Genomic DNA, 20033 nt, shown 5'->3' with positions numbered 1-20033 from the left:
CATGCTCGGGACGATCCTGCCCGAAGGGCTGAGCGTGGTGGAGACCCGCGAGGAGGCCCCGGAGGCCACGCTGTACCCGGAGGAGGCGGCTGTCGTCGCCCGCGCCGTGCACAAGCGGCGGGCCGAGTTCGCCACGGTGCGCCACTGCGCGCGCCGGGCCATGGCGGAACTGGGGCTGCCTCCGGCGCCGTTGCTCCCCGGCGAGCGTGGGGCTCCGCGGTGGCCGGGCGGAGTGGTGGGCAGCATGACGCACTGTGCCGGCTACCGGGCGGCGGTGGTCGGCCTGGCCTCCCGGTTCCGCTCGGTGGGGGTCGACGCGGAGCCCCACGACACGCTGCCCGAAGGCGTCCTCGACATGATCGCCCTGCCCGCCGAGCGCGAGCGGCACACGGCCCTGTGCCACGACCGCCCCGAAGTGCACTGGGACCGGCTGCTGTTCAGCGCCAAGGAGAGCGTGTACAAGGCGTGGTTCCCTCTGACGGGGCGCTGGCTGGACTTCTCGGAGGCCGACATCGTCGTCGAGCCGGGGACGGGTCCCACCGGAAGCTTCGCCGTCCGGTTGCTGGTACCGGGTCACACCACGTCCGGTGAGGCGCTCACCGGGTTCTCCGGCCGGTGGCGGGTGGAGGCGGGCGTGGTCTGCACGGCGATCGCCGTCCCCGCGCCCGCGCGGAGCAAGCCCCCGGTTCCCCGCCGGGGCCCGTCCTCCGCCGCGCCGACGACGCCGCCCCAGCCGTAGCGGCGCGCGCTCAGCGGCCGAAGACGCCGCGGGCCCCGCCGGCCGGTTCGTCCCCGCCGGTGGGGACCCGCGGGTCCCGGTCGGTGAGGCAGTGGACCGCGCCCGCCGGGTCGCGCATGACGGTCCACTCCTTGCCTCTGGCCACGAACCGCGCGCCGAGCGCCTCGTGCCGCGCCCGGGCCGAGGCCGGGCTCAGCACGGCCAGGTCGAGGTGGGCGCGGGCCGGCTGCTCGTCGTCGAGCCGCTGCACGAGGAACCGCACGGGCAGTCCGGGGGCGGCCGGAGCCGGTGGAACTCGGGCTGGGTGGTGGGCGCCGCCCGCCAGCCGGTCACCGCGGCCCAGAAGGCGAGTTCCCGGTCGTGGGCGGCGGGGCCGATGTCCAGGCAGATCTGGTCCAGGCGCTCGTCGTCGACGACAGGCGGAGGCGTCCGCTCCCCCGCCCACCGGACGACGCGGAGGCCGAGCCCGGCGGGCGAGCGCAGCACGCTGAGACCGCGTTCCTCGGACACCACTTCGGCACCGGCCCGCACAGCGTGCCGTACGAAGCCCGGAACGCCCTCGACGCACAGGTCGACGTGGGCCCAGCCCGAACCGTCGGCGACCGTCCGGTGCTTGACGGAGGGACCCGCCGTACCGGGCGGCAGGAAGGTGGCGAACTCCCCGCGCTCCCCGCGCGCCGGGGAGGCGGTGCTCCCGGTGACGGCTGCCCAGAAGGCGCGGACGGCCTCCTCCCGCGGCCGGGGGCGGTCGGCGAAGACGTGGGTCCAGCGGATCGCGGGCGGCGGTGCCGACGGCGGCGGGGGCATGTGTCCTCCGTGGGTCGGTGAGGTACCGGGCGGTCTCGATGATGGCGCGCCTCGGACGGCCGCCGCACTTCCGGGCCCGCGAGTCGCCCGGGCGGGAGCAGCCGACGGCACCGACCGGCTCTCGCGCACTCGTCCGCGACCTGCGTGAACGGGCGGACGGGGCCGTGACCGAGCCCGTGCCGACGGCAGGGGGCGCAGCCGGCTCTGGCAGCGCGCCGGCGCCGGGCCCAAAGGCCGCCTGACGTTCCTGCGGCGCCCGGCCCGGCGGGGGCCTGCCGCCTACGCGCCGGGCGCCCCGCGTCTGCCGACCGCCCAGGCCAGCTCCGCGCGCAGCGGGCCCGAGCGGGCCACCAGACTGCCGTGGTCGGCGGCGAGCGGGGCGAGTTGGGAGGCGTGGCAGAGGACGGCGGCGCGTTTGCGGGCCCACTCCTCGTCGTCGAGGCGTATGTCGTGGGCGACGGTGCAGGGGCGCTCACGGGTCAGCTGCTGGTGGGCGAGACCCCATTTCCGGCTGGTGGCCAGGGCGGTGGACGCGCCGTCGGTGGCCCATGCGGCGAGGTGCCCGGTGTAGGGCAGGTCGGCGTAGACGAGGGCGTGCGGGGCGTCGGCCCTGTCGAGGGCGGCCAGGGCCTGGTGGCGTACCCGCTCGTGGTCGGGCTGGTTGGTGCCGAGCGGGACCAGGACCGTGGTGTCCGGGGTGAGTCCGGCCAGCAGGGCGTCCAGTCCGTCGAGTGGCCCGCCCGTGCCGTAGGGGCCGTCCGGGTTCGGCAGCAGCGTCTGCTCGGCCTCGAGCAGGGCGCAGGCGCGGGCGTCCTCGGCGCGGCGGCAGGCGTACGCCTCGGCGGGCGAGGAGAAGCCGCAGGTGGCGTCCCACCAGGAGACGGGGCTGCCGTCGGGCGGTGGCCCCGTTATGTTCTTCGCGGTCCTGCAAGAGGGCCGCTGGCCTCTGGGCCCGGCATGACTGTGTCCCCCTGTCGAAGGAATGACCTGGGGGGTGGTGTCACCGGGTCCGGGGGTGTTCGTCGGAGACGCTGATCAGAGGTCCGGCCACCGTCCGGTCCGGTGCAATGCCGGGCAGTTCGCGGGCGGCAGGTCTGCATAACGTGGATGCGCGAGCACGACACCCGAGCCGAGGCCGGCACCGTCAACACCCCTGGAAGGGGCACGATGTTCGAGATCGAAGACGTGGGCGTGTTCCTCGGTTTGGACGTTGGCAAGTCCGCTCACCACGGCCACGGGCTCACCCTGGCGGGCAAAAAGGTCTTCGACAAGCCGCTGCCCAACAGCGAGCCGAAACTGCGGGCCGTCTTCGACAAGCTGACCGCGAAGTTCGGCACCGTGTTGGTGATCGTGGACCAGCCCGCCTCCATCGGCGCCCTGCCGTTGACCGTCGCCCGCGACGCGGGCTGCCGCGTCGCCTACCTGCCCGGCCTGGCCATGCGCCGCATCGCCGACCTCTACCCCGGAGAGGCCAAGACCGACGCCAAGGACGCGGCCGTCATCGCGGACGCCGCACGGACGATGCCGCACACCCTGCGCTCCCTGGAACTGACCGACGAGATCACTGCCGAGCTGACCGTCCTGGTCGGCTTCGACCAGGACCTCGCCGCCGAGGCCACCCGCACCAGCAACCGGATACGCGGCCTGCTCACCCAGTTCCACCCCAGCCTGGAACGCGTCCTCGGACCACGTCTGGACCACCAGGCAATCACCTGGCTCCTGGAGCGCTATGGCTCCCCGGCCGCCCTGCGCAAGGCCGGCCGCCGCCGGCTCGTGGAACTGATCCGCCCGAAGGCCCCGCGCATGGCCGCCCGACTGATCGATGACGTCTTCGACGCGCTCGACGAGCAGACCGTCGTCGTCCCGGGCACCGGCACCCTGGACATCGTCGTCCCCTCCCTGGCCGCTTCCCTGACCGCCGTGCACACCCAGCGCAGGGCGATGGAAGCCCAGATCAACACGCTGCTGGAGGCCCACCCTCTTTCCCCGGTCCTGACCTCGATGCCCGGCGTCGGCGTCAGGACCGCCGCCGTCCTGCTGGTCACCGTCGGCGACGGCACCAGCTACCCCACCGCTGCCCACCTGGCCTCCTACGCTGGCCTCGCCCCCACCACGAAGCAGTCGGGAACCTCCATCCACGGCGAACACGCACCCCGAGGCGGCAACCGGCAACTCAAACGGGCGATGTTCCTGTCCGCCTTCGCCTGCATGAACGCCGATCCCGCCTCCCGTGCCTACTACGACAAGCAACGAGCCCGCGGCAAGACCCATACCCAGGCCCTCCTCCGCCTCGCCCGCCAACGCGTCAGCGTCCTGTTCGCCATGCTCCGCGACGGCACCTTCTACCAATCCAGGACACCGAACGACGTCGAGCTCGCCGCATAACCGCAGCAACCCTGAACCACCCCAAACCTGACAGGGACGCCTTGACGAAGGACATAGAGGCACCCCCCCGTTATGTTCTTCGCGGTCCTGCAAGAGGGCCGCTGGCCTCCGGGTTCGGCATGACTGTGTCCCCCTGTCGAAGGAATGACCTGGGGGGTGGTGTCACCGGGTCCGGGGGTGTTCGTCGGAGACGCTGATCAGAGGTCCGGCCACCGTCCGGTCCGGTGCAATGCCGGGCAGTTCGCGGGCGGCAGGTCTGCATAACGTGGATGCGCGAGCACGACACCCGAGCCGAGGCCGGCACCGTCAACACCCCTGGAAGGGGCACGATGTTCGAGATCGAAGACGTGGGCGTGTTCCTCGGTTTGGACGTTGGCAAGTCCGCTCACCACGGCCACGGGCTCACCCTGGCGGGCAAAAAGGTCTTCGACAAGCCGCTGCCCAACAGCGAGCCGAAACTGCGGGCCGTCTTCGACAAGCTGACCGCGAAGTTCGGCACCGTGTTGGTGATCGTGGACCAGCCCGCCTCCATCGGCGCCCTGCCGTTGACCGTCGCCCGCGACGCGGGCTGCCGCGTCGCCTACCTGCCCGGCCTGGCCATGCGCCGCATCGCCGACCTCTACCCCGGAGAGGCCAAGACCGACGCCAAGGACGCGGCCGTCATCGCGGACGCCGCACGGACGATGCCGCACACCCTGCGCTCCCTGGAACTGACCGACGAGATCACTGCCGAGCTGACCGTCCTGGTCGGCTTCGACCAGGACCTCGCCGCCGAGGCCACCCGCACCAGCAACCGGATACGCGGCCTGCTCACCCAGTTCCACCCCAGCCTGGAACGCGTCCTCGGACCACGTCTGGACCACCAGGCAATCACCTGGCTCCTGGAGCGCTATGGCTCCCCGGCCGCCCTGCGCAAGGCCGGCCGCCGCCGGCTCGTGGAACTGATCCGCCCGAAGGCCCCGCGCATGGCCGCCCGACTGATCGATGACGTCTTCGACGCGCTCGACGAGCAGACCGTCGTCGTCCCGGGCACCGGCACCCTGGACATCGTCGTCCCCTCCCTGGCCGCTTCCCTGACCGCCGTGCACACCCAGCGCAGGGCGATGGAAGCCCAGATCAACACGCTGCTGGAGGCCCACCCTCTTTCCCCGGTCCTGACCTCGATGCCCGGCGTCGGCGTCAGGACCGCCGCCGTCCTGCTGACCACCGTCGGCGACGGCACCAGCTACCCCACCGCCGCCCACCTGGCCTCCTACGCCGGCCTCGCCCCCACCACGAAACAGTCGGGAACCTCCATCCACGGCGAACACGCACCCCGAGGCGGCAACCGGCAACTCAAACGGGCGATGTTCCTGTCCGCCTTCGCCTGCATGAACGCCGATCCCGCCTCCCGTGCCTACTACGACAAGCAACGAGCCCGCGGCAAGACCCATACCCAGGCCCTCCTCCGCCTCGCCCGCCAACGCGTCAGCGTCCTGTTCGCCATGCTCCGCGACGGCACCTTCTACCAATCCCGGACACCGAACGACGTCGAGCTCGCCGCATAACCGCAGCAACCCTGAACCACCCCAAACCTGACAGGGACGCCTTGACGAAGGACATAGAGGCACCCCCCCCGAAGACGGTGACGACGGCGAGCGGGCGCTCCAGCCGGCGGACGAGGGCCGCGACGGAGAGGGCGGCGTCGTCGAAGTGGGGGGAGAGGACGACGGTGCGCCAGGGCGGGGTCATACGTCACCTGCTTCGGGGAGGGCGGGGCGGGGGACGCGCAGGCCGCCGAAGACGGCGTCCCAGGCGTGGTCGTCGCCCTGCCAGCGGCCCGGGGCGGCGGCGACGGTGCGCGGGAGGATGCCGGGCGGCAGGGCGTCCGCGTCGGCGGGCGGGGTCCGGCGCAGCCACAGGAGGGTGCAGGCGTGGCCGGGGTGGTGGGCGGCGAGGACCGCGCGCAGCCGCCGCACGTCGTCGGCGCTCGCCTCGTCGAAGGCGTCGAGGTGGACGTGGAGGACGTGTGCCGGGGAGGCCGCCAGTTCTCGCCAGCGTTCCGCGAGGGCAGCGAATTTGGCTCGCACGCCCGGGAGTTGGGTGTCGATGTCGGCCTGGGTGAGCCGCTCTCCGTCGCTCGGGCTGAAGTCGTGGAAGAAGCGGATGTCGCTGCCCCGGTCCAGTGCGCACCGTCCGTCGCCGAAGGGTTCGACGGCGCCGGGGCGCAGGACGTCACGGAAGTCGCCCCGCACGGCTTCGGTGACCGCGTCCAGGTCGAGGTCGAGCCAGTCGAAGAAGTGGGCGCGGTCCACGCCGGTGATGCGGCGGAGTTGGTAGGTGGTCTCGCAGTGGTAGCCGAGGCCGACGCAGGCGTCGAAGGGGCGGTCGCCGGGGCCGGCCGGTACGTGGGTGCGGTGGGGGTCCACGGTGGCGCCGTCGTCAGCGGGGCGCGTGGCCGGCGGTGGGCGGACTGGTCCGGCGCAGGGCCAGGCCGTGGCTGCCGCGCTTGGTGAGGTAGGCGCGGCCACCGCAGACCGCTTCGAGGCGGGGCGGCACCAGGACGGTCTCGTCGGTCACCTCCCAGTGCGGGGAGACGGCGAGCCAGGGCCGGACGGTGGCGCGCAGGGCCTCGGGTTCGAGGGCGAGGAGGACGAGGTCGGCCGGGAGCCGGTCGATGAGGGCCGGCTCCTGGCCGTAGTAGAGCATCTCGATCAAGAGGTGGGGGCCGTGTGGTCCGGCGCCGTCGGCCAGCTCCTTCAGCCCCGCTGCCGAGACCCGCACGCGCTTGGCCGCGGCGAGGGCGGCGGTCAGGCGGCGCCGGAAGCGGTCGTTGGGTTCGGTGGCGTGCACCCGGTGACCGGCCGCGAGCAGACGGCGGGTCAGAGCGCCCTCGCAGGCGCCGACCTCGATCAGCGGCTCCGTCCCCGGCGTGCAGTGGCGCCCGGTCCAGGCGAGGGTGGCGTCCAGCCGGGCGCGTTCGTACGGCGAGGCAGCGAACTCCCACGGGTCGTCGACCTCCGCGGCGTCCTCTCCCAGGCTGGCCAGGAGCGCGTACAGGCGGACGGCCTCGGCGGGGTCCGAGCGGAAGAAGCGCTCGGAGGCCGGGACACGCGCGGTGTCGACCCGGTACTGCGGGGAGCCGGAGGCGAGCAGGGACTGCCCGTGATGATTGACGAACTCCCTTTTCGCCTCGGCGAGTTCCGGCGTGAGTGGTACGTCCTCGTCGCTGACCACCTGAAGGTACGGCGAGTGGCCGACCGCGTGGCGCACCGGCAGGCCGTGCGCGGCACGGACGGTGTCCCGCCCCAGCCGGGCGCGCGCCTCCCGGTTGTCGGCGGGGGAATGCGTCCACACCGTCGCCTCGCGTCCGGCGGTCGCGGCACGGACGCGCTCGGCGAGGTGCCGGGGCCCTGAGGAGGGCGGCTGCACGGGGGGACGCAGGTGCGGCGCGAGCAGGGCGAGCCGTTCGGCGGTGCCCGCGCGGGCGGGAAGGGTGACGGTGAGGTCGGGATCGGCCAGCACCACCACGGCCTCGTCGCGCGGTTCCCGGCTCAGTACGGTGAGGAATTCGAGTACGGCGTCCTCGACACGGACGCACACCAAGACATCGATCACGGCAGTCCTGTCTGTCGCGTGCGCCGACCGGTCGGGGAGAAGGCCCGGGGGCGCGAGCGGGACGAGCTTCGGCGGTCTCCGCCAACAGGACTAGACCTATCACGGTGACCGGGCGGCACCCCGGGGTTGGCGTGTTTTCCGGTCCGATCCGCACCCCGGCCCGGCCGTTGGCCTTCCTGGCCGGTGCCGGACGGAGAAAACCGCCACACGCCTGACCGGCGGCGGCCGCCCCGGACGAGCCCGCGCCGGATGGCTCGTTCCGGCCGGTGGGGCGTGGCGGAGGGAGGGCGTCAGGCGCTAAGGGGTGCCGGTCGCCGGACCGCCGCCGGGCCGGGGCCCGCGGTTCAGGGCCGCGGCCACGGGCGGGCGCCGAGCCGCTCGATCCCCGTGTTGAAGCGGCGCAGGTAGGCGGCGAAGGCGGCGATGTCCTCCTCCGCCCAGTCGCCCATCACCCGCTCCAGGGAGGACACGATGCCCTCGCGCTCCTCCCGCAGGGCGCGCGCCCCGGCCTCGGTCAGGCGGAACTTGCGGGCCATGCCGCCCTCGGGGTCGGGGATGCGCTCGACGTGTCCGGCGCGCAGCACGGCGGCCGTCTGCCGGTTGACGGTGGAGGCGTCCAGACCGAACGCCTCACTCAGTTCACCGATGGACATCGGGCCCTGCACCTCGAGCCGGCTGAGCAGGACGTAGGCACTGCGCTCCAGCGCGCCGTCCCGGCGCCGCCCACCTCGCTGGTGAAGGAAGGAGTGGCGGCTCAGCAGCATCTGCTCGTACTCGACCTCGTGCGTCGCCTTGCCCATCCGCCCTGCCGCCTTCCTTCACCCCCGTGAGCCTCGCCGTACCCCGCCCCGTCCCCTGCGGGCATCGTCTCACGGACGTGCAGGGCACATGCGGCATGCGCGACACATTCGATGTGTACGATGCACATCGCCGCCCGACCCCTCCCCACCCCCAGGAGCTCCGCCCATGGCCGCCCCGCAGCCCACCACCCGGCCCGGCGCGGTCGTCGCCACTCTGGCGTTCGCCGGGACCACGGCCGCGATCATGCAGACGCTGGTCACCCCGCTCATCGCGGAGTTGCCCCGCATCCTCTCCACGTCGGTCTCCGACGCGACCTGGGTGATCACGGTGACCCTCCTGGTCTCCGCGGTGTGCGTGCCGGTCGTCGGCCGCCTCGGCGACCTGCTGGGCAAGCGCCGGATGCTGCTGGCCTGTTCGGTGCCGCTGATGGCCGGGTCCGTGGTCTGCGCGCTCGCCGACTCGGTGGTGCCGATGATCGTCGGCCGGGGCTTGCAGGGGATGGGCATGGGGATGGTGCCGCTCGGCATCGCCCTGCTGCGCGACGTGGTGCCCAAGGAACGACTCAGCTCCTCGATCGCCCTGGTCAGCGCCTCCATGGGGATCGGCGGCGGACTGGGCCTGCCGCTCGCCGCGGCCGTCGCCCAGTACGCCGACTGGCGGGCGCTCTTCTGGGGTTCGGCCGCCCTGGCCGCGGTGATCGCGGCGCTGATCTGGTTCCTCGTCCCGAGCGTGCCCGCCTCCGCCAAGGGCCAGCGGTTCGACGGGGTGGGCGCGGCCGGCCTGGGCGCGGGCCTGGTCTGCCTCCTGCTCGCCGTCTCCAAGGGAGCCGAGTGGGGATGGGGTTCGGCCACCACGCTGGGCCTGTTCACGGCCGCCGTCCTGATCCTGCTGAGCTGGGGGGCGTGGGAACTACGGATCACCGATCCCCTGGTGGACCTGCGCACGGCAGGGCGGCCGCGCGTCCTGCTCACCAACCTCGCCTCGGTCTTCGTCGGCTTCGCCATGTACGCGAGCATGCTGGTGATGCCCCAGCTGCTCCAGTTCCCCGAGGCCACCGGGTACGGCCTGGGTCAGTCGATCCTCGCGGCGGGGCTCTGGATGGCCCCGGGCGGCATCATGATGATGGTGGTCTCGCCGTACGGCGGGAAGCTCACCAACGCGCGCGGCCCGAAGTTCACCCTGATCACCGGCGTCCTGGTGATCGCCGCCGGTTACGGGCTCTCGGTCGCCCTGATGGGCTCGGCGTGGGGCGTCATGCTCGCCATCATGGTGATCAACAGTGGGGTCGGTCTCGCCTACGGCTCGATGCCCGCCCTCATCATGAGTTCCGTACCGCTCTCCGAGACCGCCGCGGCCAACAGTTTCAACACCCTGATGCGTTCGCTCGGCACATCCGTGGGGGCCGCGGTGATGGGGGTGGTCCTCTCCCAGATGACGGTGGAAACGGGCGGCACCGCTCTGACCTCCGAGAGCGGATTCCGTACCGGGCTGCTGATCGGCTGCGGTGTCGCGCTCGTTTCCGCGGCCGTCGCCTCAGCCATTCCCGCGATGCGTGGCATCCGGGACGAGGCGGCACCGGCGGCGCAGAGGTCACCCGCCGGAGTGTGAGACGGACCCCGGCTTCACGACCGGGAATTCACGCGGCGCGAACGGCCTGGTGAACGGTGCCTCGAAGCACCGCCCACCAGGCCGTTTCTTTTTTCCACGCCCCGTTCGGAGCGCTTTCCCAGCCCCTCCCACGCGATCGCACGCGTCGATTACCAGCCGAATGAACGAAACCCTCACCACTGCCGAGGACGTGAACGCGTCACTTTCTCCACAGGACCGTCGCACATCCGTGCGTGCGTCGATACGAACCACCTCGGGAGTGACCGAGAAAACCCTGGCCAGTGCGCCACCTCTCCCCGCAGGTGGAAATGCGTGCGCCCACCCGAGACCCGCCGGACGAATGGCCGGTAAGAGCCCCGAAGAGTTAAGTCACCTGCTTTACTCGGCCTCCGGCGCACTTCGGCGAAGCCTTCGCCCGGCGCCCGCGTCCGCACCCATCGAGGAGGCCCCGCATGGCGCGACCCACCGAGACCCCGCCCCTGAGCTATCCCCTCACCTCCGCCACGGCCCTGGAGCCGCCCGCCGAGTGGGCGGGGCTGCGGGAGCGCTGCCCGGTCGCCCGGATCACGCTGCCCAGCGGTGACGAGGCCACCCTGCTCACCCGCTACGACGACGTCAGGACGGCACTCTCCGACCCCCGGCTGAGCCGGGAGGGCCTGGCGCGGCCGGACGCGGCGCGGGTCTCCGCCGGTGACACGGACGGCATCTTCGCCAGCCCGATGGCGCGGGCACTCAACGACGAGGGCCACGAGCGGTGGCGGCGCATGGTGGGCCGGTGGTTCACCGCGCGCCGGATGTCCGCCCTGCGGCCCGGCATGGAACAACTCGCCGGTGAACTCATCGGCCGGATGCGGGAGCACGGCAGCCCCGCCGATCTCGTCACCCACCTCGCCTTCCCCCTCCCCGTCCTGGTGATCTGTTCCATGCTGGGCGTGCCGGAGAGCGACCGCGAGGCCTTCAAGGGCTGGTCGGACACGTTCCTGAACACGACGCGGTACACCAGGGCCCAGACCGAGGCGGCCCACCGCGACTTCGCCGCGTACATGAGTGAGCTGGTCGAGGCGAAGCGGGCGGTGCCGGGGGACGATCTGCTGAGCCACCTGCTGGCCGGGGCCGACCCGGAGGGCCGGCCGATGTCGCGGGCCGGGCTGGTCGCCACGGGGCAGGCCCTGCTCCTGGCGGGCCACGAGACCACGGCCGGGTTCATCGCCATGATGACGGCCCATCTGCTCTCCGACCGCTCCCGCTGGGAGCGCCTGGTGGCCGACCCGTCGCTGGTGCGCCGGTCGGTCGAGGAGCTGCTGCGCTTCGACCCGAACGGCAGCGGCTTCGGCATGCTGCGTTACGTCCACGAGGACACCGAGTTCTCCGGCGGCACCGTCCCGCGCGGCACCACCGTGGTGTGCAGCATGGCCGCCGCCAACCGGGACGAGCACGCCTGGCAGGACGCGGAGGCCATGGACCTCGGCCGCTCCCCCAACCCGCACCTGGCCTTCGGCGTCGGCCCGCACTCCTGCCTCGGGCAGCCGCTCGCCCGCACGGAGTTGCAGGCGGTTCTCACCGTGCTGCTGCGGGAGCTGCCCACTCTGGACCTCGCCGTGGGCCCCCGGGAGCTGCGCCGTCACGAAGGGCTGCTCACCACCCCGCTGCGCGAACTCCCCGTCACCTGGTGACCGGCACCGCGCGCGCCGGGTCGCGGTCCGGGCGGGTCGTCGGGACGCGCGAGGCCATCATGGCGGCGGCCGAGCGGCTCTACGCCGGGCACGGGCTGTCCGCCGTCTCCAACCGGCAGATCAGCGAGGCGGCCGGACAGGGCAACGTGTCCGCCGTCGCCTACCACTTCAGCGGCAGGGACGGGCTGGTCCAGGCGATCATGAACGCCCACGGGACGCGTGTCGACCAGATCCGCGAACGGCACCTGGAGCGACTCACGGACGACGACGGGCTGCGCGCCTGGGTCGACTGCCTGGTGCGCCCGGTGCCCGAGTACCTGGGCTCGCTCGGCGTGCCCTCCTGGCACGCCCGCTTCACCGTGCAGGTCCTGACCGACCCTCGCACGCGCGCCCTCACCACCGGGGAAGCACTGGTCAGACCGCACCTGCGGCGCACCGTGGAGGGCCTGGGCCGCCGCCTGGCGACGCTGCCCGCCCCGGTGCGCGCCGCGCGCGGCGACATGGCCCGCCACCTGATCGTCCACACCTGCGCGGAGCGCGAACGGGCACTCGCCGAGCACACGGCCCCGCTGCACCCCTCGTGGGACGCGCTCGCGGCCGCCCTCTGCGACGCGATCACCGGCCTGCTCGCCGCCCCCGTCACCACACCCGTAAGCGACCGGAAGGGAACGGACCATGAAGATCACCGTTGACGAGGAGAAGTGCTGCGGCGCCGGCCAGTGCGTGCTGATCGCGCCCGAGGTCTTCGACCAGCGGGACGAGGACGGCATCGTCGCCCTCCTCGACGCCACACCCCCCGCCGGACAGCACGACGGCGTCCGCGAGGCGGCCGAGGTGTGCCCGGCCGCGGCGATCCAGGTGACGCAGGACACGTGAACCCGCCCGGCCGTGTCCTGGTGCGCGCCGGTGACGGGGGGATCCTCCCGGGCGAACTGGCCAACCGCGACCCCGCCGTCTTCCCCGACCCGGACCGCCTGGACCTGGCCCGTGCCGCCCGCCACCACCAGGCGTTCGGCGGGGGTCCGCACCACTGCGTGGGCCGGCCGCTCGCCCGCCTGGGACTCCAGGTCGTCCTCCCCGCGCTGTTCCGGCGGATTCCGGCCCTGCGCCCGGCCGAGGAGCTGGACCGGATCCCGTTCAATTACGACGCGCTGATCGACGGGCTGCACGCGCTGCCCGTCACCTGGTAGCGCCGCGCGGGTGCCACGGTTCAGGAAGGCGGCGCGGGCCCCCGCGGCGCCAGATCGTTGACCAGCACCGCGGCCCCGTCGAACCGCCCGGCCTTCAGGTCCCGCAGCGCGTCCTGGGCCCGCGAGAGGGGGTAGGGGTGCGTGGTGGCCCGGACCCGGTGGTACTCGGCCAGGGCGAGGAACTCGCGGCCGTCGCGCCGGGTGTTGGAGGTGACGCTGCGCAGCTCCCGCTCAAGGAAGAGGTCACGCTGGTAGTGGAGCGGCGGGATGTCGGAAAGGTGGATCCCGGCGACGGCGAGGACGCCGCCGCGGTCCAGGGCCCGCAGTGCCACCGGGACCAGTTCGCCCGCCGGGGCGAAGAGGACGGCGCCGTCCAGCGGTTCGGGCGGGGTGCCGTCGGCGCCGCCCGCCGAGGCGGCTCCCAGGTCGAGGGCGAGACGCCGGGAGGCGGCGCCACGCGTCAGGACGTGCACCCGGGCGCCCTGGGCGAGGGCGAGCTGGGCGCAGAGGTGGGCACTGCCACCGAAACCGTAGAGGCCGAGACGGCCGCCGGCGGGCAGCGAGGTGCGCAGCAGGGCGCGGTAGCCGATGATGCCCGCGCAGAGCAGTGGGGACAGGGCGGTGTCACCCACGCCGCCGGGCAGCGGGTAGGCGAAGGCGGCCGGGACGGTGGTGTACTCCGCGTAGCCGCCGTCGGCGTCCCAGCCGGTGTGGCGGGAGGCCGGGCAGAGGTTCTCGTCGCCGCGCCGGCAGTAGGCGCAGGTGCCGTCGGTCGAGCGGAGCCAGGCGACCCCGACCCGGTCGCCGACGGTGTGGCCCTCCACGCCGGGGCCGGTGGCGGCGACTACACCGACCACCTCGTGTCCCGGGGTGACGTGCGGCCGGCGCACCGGCAGGTCGCCCTCGGCGATGTGCAGGTCGGTGCGGCAGACGCCGCAGGCGCGGACGTGCACCAGGAGTTCGCCGTGGCCCGGGACCGGGACGGGTTTCTCCACGTACCGCAGGGGCCGCCCCTCGATGGGGCCCGGTTCGCCGACCTCCCACGCGCGCATCGTCACGTCCATGGCGCCGCTCACCTCACCTCCCGGCCCGGTGCGGGCCCGTCGGTTTCTCCGCCCACCGGGCCGCTCGCTCCCCTCCGGCCAGCGTGCGAGCGCGGCGGCACGGACGCAATCGGTGGGGGCGGACAGTACGACGGGCTGCTCCGGGCGGGCGGCCGCGTTGGCCGCTCTCCCCCTCCGTGGGCATGCTGGAGTCGACGGGGAGTCCCGGCCGACGGGGCGGGGCAAAGAGGCACGGCAGGCGCGGCGGACGGCCCACGGGAGGAACGATGAGCGGCGAGGCCACGCGGGCGGGCGGGAATCCGCTGGCCCTGCTGCCTCCGGCGCTCATCGTCGGCGGTGTCCTCGCCGACGTCCTGGGTCCGCAGCCCTACACCGGGCTGCCCCTGCTGGCCGCGGCCCCGCTCGCCGCCTGCATCGTGCTCTCCTTGCGGAGCGCGGTCGTCGTGGCGGTGCTCAGCGTGGTCGCCGCGGTCGCCGTCGATCTCGCTCTCGGCCGCCCGGCCACCGCTCTGGTGGTGGACGTGGCGGACGTACTGGTCATCTCGCTGATCGGGGTGTGGCTCAGGCGGCTCATGGACAGCCGCAACCGCAGCCTGACTCTGACCAGGGACATCGCCGAAGCCGCCCAGCTCGCGGTCCTCCCCCAGCCCCCGCGCCGGGTCGGCCCGCTGCTGGTGGCCACCCGGTACCAGGGGGCCCACGAGGGCGCGCGGATCGGCGGCGACTTCTTCGCGGTGCAGGAGACGCCGTACGGCGTGCGGCTGATGATGGGGGACGTCCGGGGTCACGGGCTGCCCGCGGTCTCCGCGATGTCCGTGGTGGTGGGGGCGTTCCGGGAGAACGCCCGGCAGGCGCCGAGCCTCCGGGAGCTGGCGCGGCGGCTGGACGTCGCGGCCGAACGGGCCGAGGGGGAGGACACCGACCTGGGAGAGGAGTTCACCACCGCGCTGTTCGCGGAGATCCCGCCCGGCGGCGACCGGGTCCACCTGTTGAGCCGGGGCCACCTCCCGCCGTACCTGGTGGCGGACGGGCGGGTGGTGCCGCTGATCCGCGGCACGCCCGGCACTCCCCTGGGCGCGGGCCTGGGCACCGACGACGCCGAGCCCGACAGCTTCCCGCTGCCGCCCGGCGCCTCGCTGCTGCTGACCACGGACGGCGTCACCGAGGCCCGCGACCGGCACGGGGTCTTCTACGATCCGGTGTCCGGGCTGGCGGGGCGCTCCTTCGACGAGCCGCAGGAACTGGTGGACGCCGTGGTCGGTGAGGTCACCGCGTGGAGCGGTGGAAAGCTCAGCGACGACATGGCTGTCCTGGCGGTCACGCTCCCGTCCCGGCCGCGGTCCGCCGGGTGAGCCGCGGCCGGGACGGCCCGGTCAGCGCAGCCGCCGCTGCCAGTCCGCCGGCACCGCGCCGGCCGGGCCCGGTACGGGCTGGTCGGCGGGGTGCGAGGTGGGCGGGGCGAGCGGCGGCCCCTCGTGGAACTGCTGGGTCTCGTTGTCGTAGAACCAGTCCTCGCCCGGTTCGTAGCTGGTGATGAAGGGGTGGCCGGCCGCCCGGGAGTGCTTGGTGCCGTGCTGGGAGGGAGAGGAGTCGCAGCAGCCGATGTTCCCGCAGGCGGCGCACCGCCGCAGGTGGAACCACCAGCCGGGGCCGTCCCCCGCCAGGCAGTCGGCGCAGCCGGGCCCGCTCGGGGCGGCCTGCGGGTCGATACCGGGGATCTCTCGCTCAGCCATCGGTGACGCTCCTCGCTCGGTCGGCGCCGGACGGCACGGCCGCGCGGCGGCGGGGCGGGCGCCCTGCCTCCAGGCTGCGCCCCGCCGGGGAGGGACGCCAGCGGGGGAACGCGGCGGCCGGGGCCGGCTCCGGCGGGGCCCGCCGCCGCTGAGGGTGAGGCGGACAGCGTGTCGGTCCGGGCTGCCGGCCGGGACGGGCCCGACGGCGGAGGCCGGGAGCGGCGCGAGGTGGGCCGGTGCGGGTGCGGGACGGAGCTGACGAAGCCGGGCGGACCCTCGATTTGAAGATGAAAACCATTTCCATATACTGTCCGCATGGCTCGCGACGAAGTACGCCCCGTGATCAAGCTCCGCTCCACCGCCGGCACCGGATTCACCTACGTCACCCGCAAGAACCGCCGCAACGACCCGGACCGGCTGGTCCTGCGCAAGTACGACCCCGTCGCCCGGCGGCACGTCGACTTCCGCGAGGAACGCTGACCGCCACCTGACCGTCCCGCCTCCCCATTCCGAAGGAGATCCGATGAAGCCCGGAATCCACCCGGCCTACCGCCCCGTCGTCTTCCGCGACCGGGCCGCCGACTTCGCCTTCCTCACCCGCTCCACCCTCACCAGCGACCGCACCGTCGAGTGGGAGGACGGCCGCACGTACCCGGTGGTCGACGTCGAGATCTCCTCGGCGAGCCACCCCTTCTACACCGGCAAGGCGCGGGTGCTGGACACCGCGGGCCGCGTCGAGCGGTTCGAACGCCGCTACGGGCGGCGGGCCGAAGGGTGACCGGCGCGCACCCCCGCCCGGCCGCCATGCCGGTCGCGATCGTCGCCGGACTGCACGCCGACGCCCGCCGCGAGGCCGTCGAGGAACTGCTGCGCACCGTCGAGGGGAGCGTCGCCCTCCACCACGACCTCTCCACGGCGGCCACCGGCACCGTGCGGCGCACCGTGCGCGACGGCTCCGGCGGTCTCGGTACGGCGGACACCCCGCTGGTCGACGACTGCGCCTGCTGCGCCCTGCGCGAGGACCTCGTCCCCGAACTGCGGCGGCTGGCCGGCGACGGGCGGACGCGGCTCGCGGTGGTGGAACTCTGGGACTCGGTCGAACCGCGGGCGATGGCCGAGGTGGTCGCCGCACACGGTGGCGAGGACCTGGCGCTCACCGCCGTCCTGACCGCCGTCGACCCCGCCCTGGTCCTGCCCTGCCTGGGCAACGGCGACGACCTCGCCGAGTCGGGCCTGGCCGCGGCCCGTACGGACCAGCGCACCGTCGCCGACACCTGGGCGCGCCAACTGGAGTACGCCCCGGTGCTCGCCGTCGCCGAGAGCGACGAGGCCGACGACGAGGACCGGTCCCTGCTGGCCCAGCTCCACCCGACGGCACGCCAGGTGCCGATCGGTGCGGGCCGGTTGGCCCGCGCCGTCTTCGCCGGGTTCGACCCGGAGGCGGCTTCCGTCGCCCAGCACCCCGCCTGCGCCCTGCTGCCGCAGGAGGCGGACGAGGCGGGCGTCGCCACCACGGTGTGGCACCGCGACCTGCCCTTCCACCCGGGACGGCTCTTCGCGGCGCTGGAGGACCTGGCATGTGCGGCGGCCCGCAGCCGGGGCCGGTTCTGGCTCGCGGACCGGCCGGACACCCTGCTGGTCTGGGACTGCGCTGGCGGAGCGCTCTGCGTCGAGGAGGCGGGTCCCTGGCTGGCCGCGCTGCCGGACGCGGCCTGGGAGATGGTGCCTCCGGTCCGCCGGGCGGCGGCCGCGCTGGACTGGCACCCCGCGCACGGCGACCGCTGCCAGCACCTGGTCTTCACCTCGCCGGGCCTCGACAGCGAAGGCCTGGTCCGGCTGCTGGACTCCTGCCTGCTGACCGAGCAGGAGTACCGGGCCGGACGGGAACGGTGGCGTGAGCTGCCCGACCCGTTCGCCCGGTTCCTCGACCCGGCCCGTTGAGACGGCGCCCATCCCCCCTTCCCCTTCAACCAGTGAGGAGCGTGCTGTGGCACGTCGTTCCGGCACCGGCCGAAAGCCGGTCACGCCCCGCCCCGACCCGCTGACCGCGGCCGGCGTCACCTACGTCGACCACAAGGACACCGAGCTGCTGCGCAAGTTCCTCTCCGACCGGGGAAGGATCCGCGGCCGCCGCGTCACCCGGGTCACCGCGCAGCAGCAGCGGCAACCGGCCCGTGCCGTCCGCAACGCCCGCGCGATGGCCCTGCTGCCGTACCCGGGGCGGTGAGCGCGCGTCAGCTCCGGTGCTCCGGGTTGGCCGCGTCGAAACGGCAGCCGGCGTCCCACTCGGGGCGCTGGTTGCCGTACGGCGGGATGCCGCCGGACCGTTTGAGGAGGGCGGCGAGATGCATGAGGTTCCAGGCGGCGAAGGTGGTGTTCCGGTTGGTGAAGTCGTTGTCGGGGCCGCCCGAGCCCGGTTCGAGGTAGCTGGGTCCTGGCCCCGCCTCGCCGATCCAGCCCGCGTCTGCCTGCGGCGGGATGGCGAAACCGATGTGCTGGAGGCTGTAGAGGAGGTTCATGGCGCAGTGCTTGAGACCGTCCTCGTTCCCGGTGATCAGGCAGCCGCCGACCCTCCCGTAGTAGGCGGACTGGCCGGCCTCGTTCAGTTCGGCCGAGTTGGAGTAGAGCCGTTCGACGACGTGCTTCGCGACGGAGCTGTTGTCGCCGAGCCAGATCGGGCCGCAGAGCACCAGGATGTCGGCGGCCATCACCTTGGCGTACAACTCGGGCCAGGCGTCGCGGGCCGCGCCGTGCTCGGTCATGTCGGGCTGGACGCCGACGGCGAGGTCCCAGTCGACGGGACGGATCACCTCGGTGCGCACTCCCCCGGCGCGCATCACCGCGGTGCTGCGCTCGATCAGCCCTTCGGTGTTGCTGGTCGCGGGTGACGGCTTCAGGGTGCAGTTCAGGTAGAGGGCGCTCAGATCGTCGTAGCGGGGCGGGTCACCGGACGGCATGGCTCAGGTCCCTTTCGCGGCGGCTGGTGCCACGAGCCTGGTGCACCGGGGAGCGTGCGGCCACCACTGCGCGGCGAACGCGGTACGCCCCGGCTGACGCGGCCGGACGACCCGGCCCCCGGCGGGCGCGGCGCCGGTCAGCGGAGCACGCCGGCCTCGCGGGCGGCGCCGAGCCACAGGGGGAACTTCGAGAGCAGCCGGTCGTACAGTTCAGGGTCGGCCACCTGGTCGACGTCGTCCACGGCGAAGAAGCCGACGTTGTCGACGGTGCGGCCGGGCAGCGTGTCGAAGTACTCCAGGACGCCGTAGTGGGACCGGCCGAGGCCCACGAACTGCCAGAAGACCGGTTCGTCGGCGGCGGCACGCAGCTCGCGCTCGATCTCCCTGCTGCGGTAGACGCCGCCGTCGGAGAAGAAGAGCACGAGCGTCGGCAGGGCGATCGGGTGGTCGCGGACGTAGGAACGCACGTCGGCGATGACCTTCTGCTCCTCGTTCTGGATGCCGACGGTGCGCATGTCGACCTGGCCGTCCGCGCGGGACTTGGGGCGCTTCTTCCGGCCGATGACGCCGAGCTGGCCGACCCGCACGTGCAGCAGCAGCCACTCGGGCAGTTCACCGAGGTGCAGGTCGGGGAGGCGGGCGGGCCGGGAGCCGAAGGTCCACGCCTGCATGGTGCCGTCGTCGTCGAGCAGGGCGGCGACGGCGGCCATCCGCTCGGCGACCCGGGCGACGGTGCCCCTGGCGTAGAGAGCGCTCATCGACCCGGAGGCGTCCAGGACGAGGATGACCCGGGCGGTGACGCCGGTGAGGCCGCCCTTGCGCAGGCTCGTCGCGACCTGCTCCTTGCGCAGCGAGAGGCGTTCGCCCATGTCGGCGGGGAGGAGTTCCTCGCCGCGGCCGCGCCGCCCGCCGGCCGAGGCGGTGGGGGCGGACGGGCCCGGGCGGGGAGCGGGCGCGGGCCGCGGCGTCGGGGCGGTGGGGCGTGCCGGGGCTCGGGTGAGACCGAAGTCGGCGGCGAGGCCCGCGAATCCGTGGTCGTAACCCTGGCCGACGGCGCGGAACCGCCAGCTCCCGGAGCGGCGGTAGAGCTCGCCCGCGACCAGGGCGGTCTCACTGCTCGGGGCCATGTCGAAGTGGGCCAGCACGGCGCCAGAGGCGGCCTCGACCAGCCGCAGGTGGAGGCCCGTCACCTGGCCGAGGGTGCCGGAACCCGTCCAGACGCAGAGCGCCACCCGCTCGGTCCCCCCGGCGAGTGCCGCCAGGTCGACCTCGACGGACTCGGCGCCGTCCGGTGTGCCGAGGTGGCGGACGGCGTCGCCGGGGGCGCCGGGCTGGTCGCGGGCGACGAGGTCGGCGCCGGAGCGCACCCGGCCGGCACCGGTCAGCAGCAGCGCTGCGGCGCTCACCGCTGGGCCGCCGGCGCGGCCGAGTTCGAGCCTGACCCGGTCGGCGTCGACCGGCAGGTTGGCGCCCATGCTC

General features: G+C 73.7%; 20 protein-coding genes and 2 pseudogenes. 13 read left to right on the top strand and 9 right to left on the bottom strand.

What is annotated here, in order from left to right; all coding sequences use genetic code 11:
* The first annotated feature begins 1 nt into the window (after nucleotide 1).
* Nucleotides 2–739, top strand: coding sequence for a 4'-phosphopantetheinyl transferase family protein (locus Sdia_RS15450; RefSeq protein ID WP_100455696.1), 738 nt, complete (start codon nucleotides 2–4; stop codon nucleotides 737–739).
* 10 nt (nucleotides 740–749) lie between these two features.
* On the opposite strand, the pseudogene Sdia_RS15445 reads toward Sdia_RS15450, so the two are convergent.
* Nucleotides 750–1546: pseudogene (locus Sdia_RS15445) on the bottom strand (VOC family protein).
* Between the two features lie 279 nt (nucleotides 1547–1825).
* Nucleotides 1826–2452: pseudogene (locus Sdia_RS30150) on the bottom strand (PIG-L deacetylase family protein); the annotation flags it as partial.
* Nucleotides 2453–2713: 261 nt separating this feature from the next.
* On the opposite strand from Sdia_RS30150, the gene Sdia_RS15440 reads away from it, so the two are divergent.
* Nucleotides 2714–3931 (top strand): IS110 family RNA-guided transposase, encoded by a 1218-nt coding sequence (locus Sdia_RS15440; protein WP_115069522.1) that lies wholly within the window; start codon nucleotides 2714–2716, stop codon nucleotides 3929–3931.
* 329 nt (nucleotides 3932–4260) lie between these two features.
* The gene (locus Sdia_RS15435; protein WP_191835357.1) at nucleotides 4261–5478 is read left to right on the top strand and encodes an IS110 family RNA-guided transposase; all 1218 of its coding nucleotides are present in this window, start codon (nucleotides 4261–4263) and stop codon (nucleotides 5476–5478) included.
* A gap of 180 nt (nucleotides 5479–5658) precedes the next feature.
* Here Sdia_RS15435 and Sdia_RS15430 read toward each other — a convergent pair whose 3' ends face one another.
* The 3 genes from Sdia_RS15430 to Sdia_RS15420 form a co-directional block, all read right to left on the bottom strand.
* Nucleotides 5659–6339, bottom strand: a complete 681-nt coding sequence (locus Sdia_RS15430) for a DUF1796 family putative cysteine peptidase (protein WP_100455694.1) — start codon at nucleotides 6337–6339, stop codon at nucleotides 5659–5661.
* A 13-nt stretch (nucleotides 6340–6352) separates the two neighbouring features.
* Entirely contained in the window at nucleotides 6353–7528 is a 1176-nt protein-coding gene (locus Sdia_RS15425; RefSeq protein ID WP_185392763.1) for a type 2 periplasmic-binding domain-containing protein, read from the bottom strand.
* 344 nt (nucleotides 7529–7872) lie between these two features.
* Complete coding sequence (locus Sdia_RS15420) at nucleotides 7873–8328, bottom strand: MarR family winged helix-turn-helix transcriptional regulator (RefSeq protein ID WP_124288298.1); 456 nt, start codon at nucleotides 8326–8328, stop codon at nucleotides 7873–7875.
* A 166-nt stretch (nucleotides 8329–8494) separates the two neighbouring features.
* On the opposite strand from Sdia_RS15420, the gene Sdia_RS15415 reads away from it, so the two are divergent.
* The 5 genes from Sdia_RS15415 to Sdia_RS15395 all read left to right on the top strand — a co-directional run bounded on the left by Sdia_RS15415 (nucleotide 8495) and on the right by Sdia_RS15395 (nucleotide 12800).
* Complete coding sequence (locus Sdia_RS15415) at nucleotides 8495–9937, top strand: MFS transporter (RefSeq protein WP_100455691.1); 1443 nt, start codon at nucleotides 8495–8497, stop codon at nucleotides 9935–9937.
* A gap of 452 nt (nucleotides 9938–10389) precedes the next feature.
* A complete protein-coding gene (locus Sdia_RS15410; RefSeq protein ID WP_100455690.1) occupies nucleotides 10390–11610 on the top strand; it encodes a cytochrome P450 in 1221 nt (406 codons plus the stop codon).
* Entirely contained in the window at nucleotides 11607–12302 is a 696-nt protein-coding gene (locus tag Sdia_RS15405; protein WP_371874255.1) for a TetR/AcrR family transcriptional regulator, read from the top strand. The genes Sdia_RS15410 and Sdia_RS15405 overlap by 4 nt, the downstream gene beginning before the upstream one ends.
* On the top strand, nucleotides 12286–12486 hold the full coding sequence (locus Sdia_RS15400; RefSeq protein ID WP_100455689.1) for a ferredoxin: 201 nt from the start codon (nucleotides 12286–12288) through the stop codon (nucleotides 12484–12486). Before Sdia_RS15405 ends, Sdia_RS15400 begins: the two co-directional genes overlap by 17 nt.
* The gene (locus Sdia_RS15395; protein WP_371874254.1) at nucleotides 12483–12800 is read left to right on the top strand and encodes a cytochrome P450; all 318 of its coding nucleotides are present in this window, start codon (nucleotides 12483–12485) and stop codon (nucleotides 12798–12800) included. The genes Sdia_RS15400 and Sdia_RS15395 overlap by 4 nt, the downstream gene beginning before the upstream one ends.
* 20 nt (nucleotides 12801–12820) lie before the next feature.
* On the opposite strand, the gene Sdia_RS15390 is transcribed toward Sdia_RS15395, so the two are convergent.
* Nucleotides 12821–13852 carry a zinc-binding alcohol dehydrogenase family protein gene (locus Sdia_RS15390; protein ID WP_185393716.1) on the bottom strand — a complete coding sequence of 344 codons (1032 nt, stop codon included), beginning with the start codon at nucleotides 13850–13852 and terminating at the stop codon, nucleotides 12821–12823.
* A 278-nt stretch (nucleotides 13853–14130) separates the two neighbouring features.
* On the opposite strand from Sdia_RS15390, the gene Sdia_RS15385 reads away from it, so the two are divergent.
* Entirely contained in the window at nucleotides 14131–15216 is a 1086-nt protein-coding gene (locus Sdia_RS15385) for a PP2C family protein-serine/threonine phosphatase (protein ID WP_189500325.1), read from the top strand.
* A 21-nt stretch (nucleotides 15217–15237) separates the two neighbouring features.
* On the opposite strand, the gene Sdia_RS15380 is transcribed toward Sdia_RS15385, so the two are convergent.
* On the bottom strand, nucleotides 15238–15597 hold the full coding sequence (locus tag Sdia_RS15380) for a UBP-type zinc finger domain-containing protein (protein ID WP_100455686.1): 360 nt from the start codon (nucleotides 15595–15597) through the stop codon (nucleotides 15238–15240).
* Between the two features lie 315 nt (nucleotides 15598–15912).
* Between Sdia_RS15380 and rpmG the strand changes: the two genes are divergently transcribed.
* From rpmG to rpsR, 4 genes are read left to right on the top strand one after another with little or no spacing between them, the layout of a single operon-like run.
* A complete protein-coding gene (rpmG, locus tag Sdia_RS15375; protein ID WP_100455685.1) occupies nucleotides 15913–16077 on the top strand; it encodes a 50S ribosomal protein L33 in 165 nt (54 codons plus the stop codon).
* Between the two features lie 43 nt (nucleotides 16078–16120).
* Nucleotides 16121–16375, top strand: a complete 255-nt coding sequence (locus Sdia_RS15370) for a type B 50S ribosomal protein L31 (protein WP_100455684.1) — start codon at nucleotides 16121–16123, stop codon at nucleotides 16373–16375.
* A 26-nt stretch (nucleotides 16376–16401) separates the two neighbouring features.
* Complete coding sequence (locus tag Sdia_RS15365) at nucleotides 16402–17538, top strand: CobW family GTP-binding protein (RefSeq protein ID WP_115068701.1); 1137 nt, start codon at nucleotides 16402–16404, stop codon at nucleotides 17536–17538.
* A gap of 46 nt (nucleotides 17539–17584) precedes the next feature.
* The gene (rpsR, locus tag Sdia_RS15360) at nucleotides 17585–17824 is read left to right on the top strand and encodes a 30S ribosomal protein S18 (RefSeq protein ID WP_115068337.1); all 240 of its coding nucleotides are present in this window, start codon (nucleotides 17585–17587) and stop codon (nucleotides 17822–17824) included.
* 7 nt (nucleotides 17825–17831) lie between these two features.
* Here rpsR and Sdia_RS15355 read toward each other — a convergent pair whose 3' ends face one another.
* The gene (locus Sdia_RS15355) at nucleotides 17832–18554 is read right to left on the bottom strand and encodes a flavodoxin family protein (RefSeq protein ID WP_100455682.1); all 723 of its coding nucleotides are present in this window, start codon (nucleotides 18552–18554) and stop codon (nucleotides 17832–17834) included.
* A gap of 137 nt (nucleotides 18555–18691) precedes the next feature.
* Nucleotides 18692–20029, bottom strand: coding sequence for a vWA domain-containing protein (locus tag Sdia_RS15350; RefSeq protein WP_189500329.1), 1338 nt, complete (start codon nucleotides 20027–20029; stop codon nucleotides 18692–18694).
* Between the last annotated feature and the right edge of the window lie 4 nt (nucleotides 20030–20033).

The organism is Streptomyces diastaticus subsp. diastaticus, assembly GCF_011170125.1.
Taxonomy (GTDB): Bacteria; Actinomycetota; Actinomycetes; order Streptomycetales; family Streptomycetaceae; genus Streptomyces; species Streptomyces diastaticus.
The sequence above is the reverse complement of the archived record's forward strand: the minus strand, read 5'-3'. Positions and strand labels throughout refer to the sequence as shown.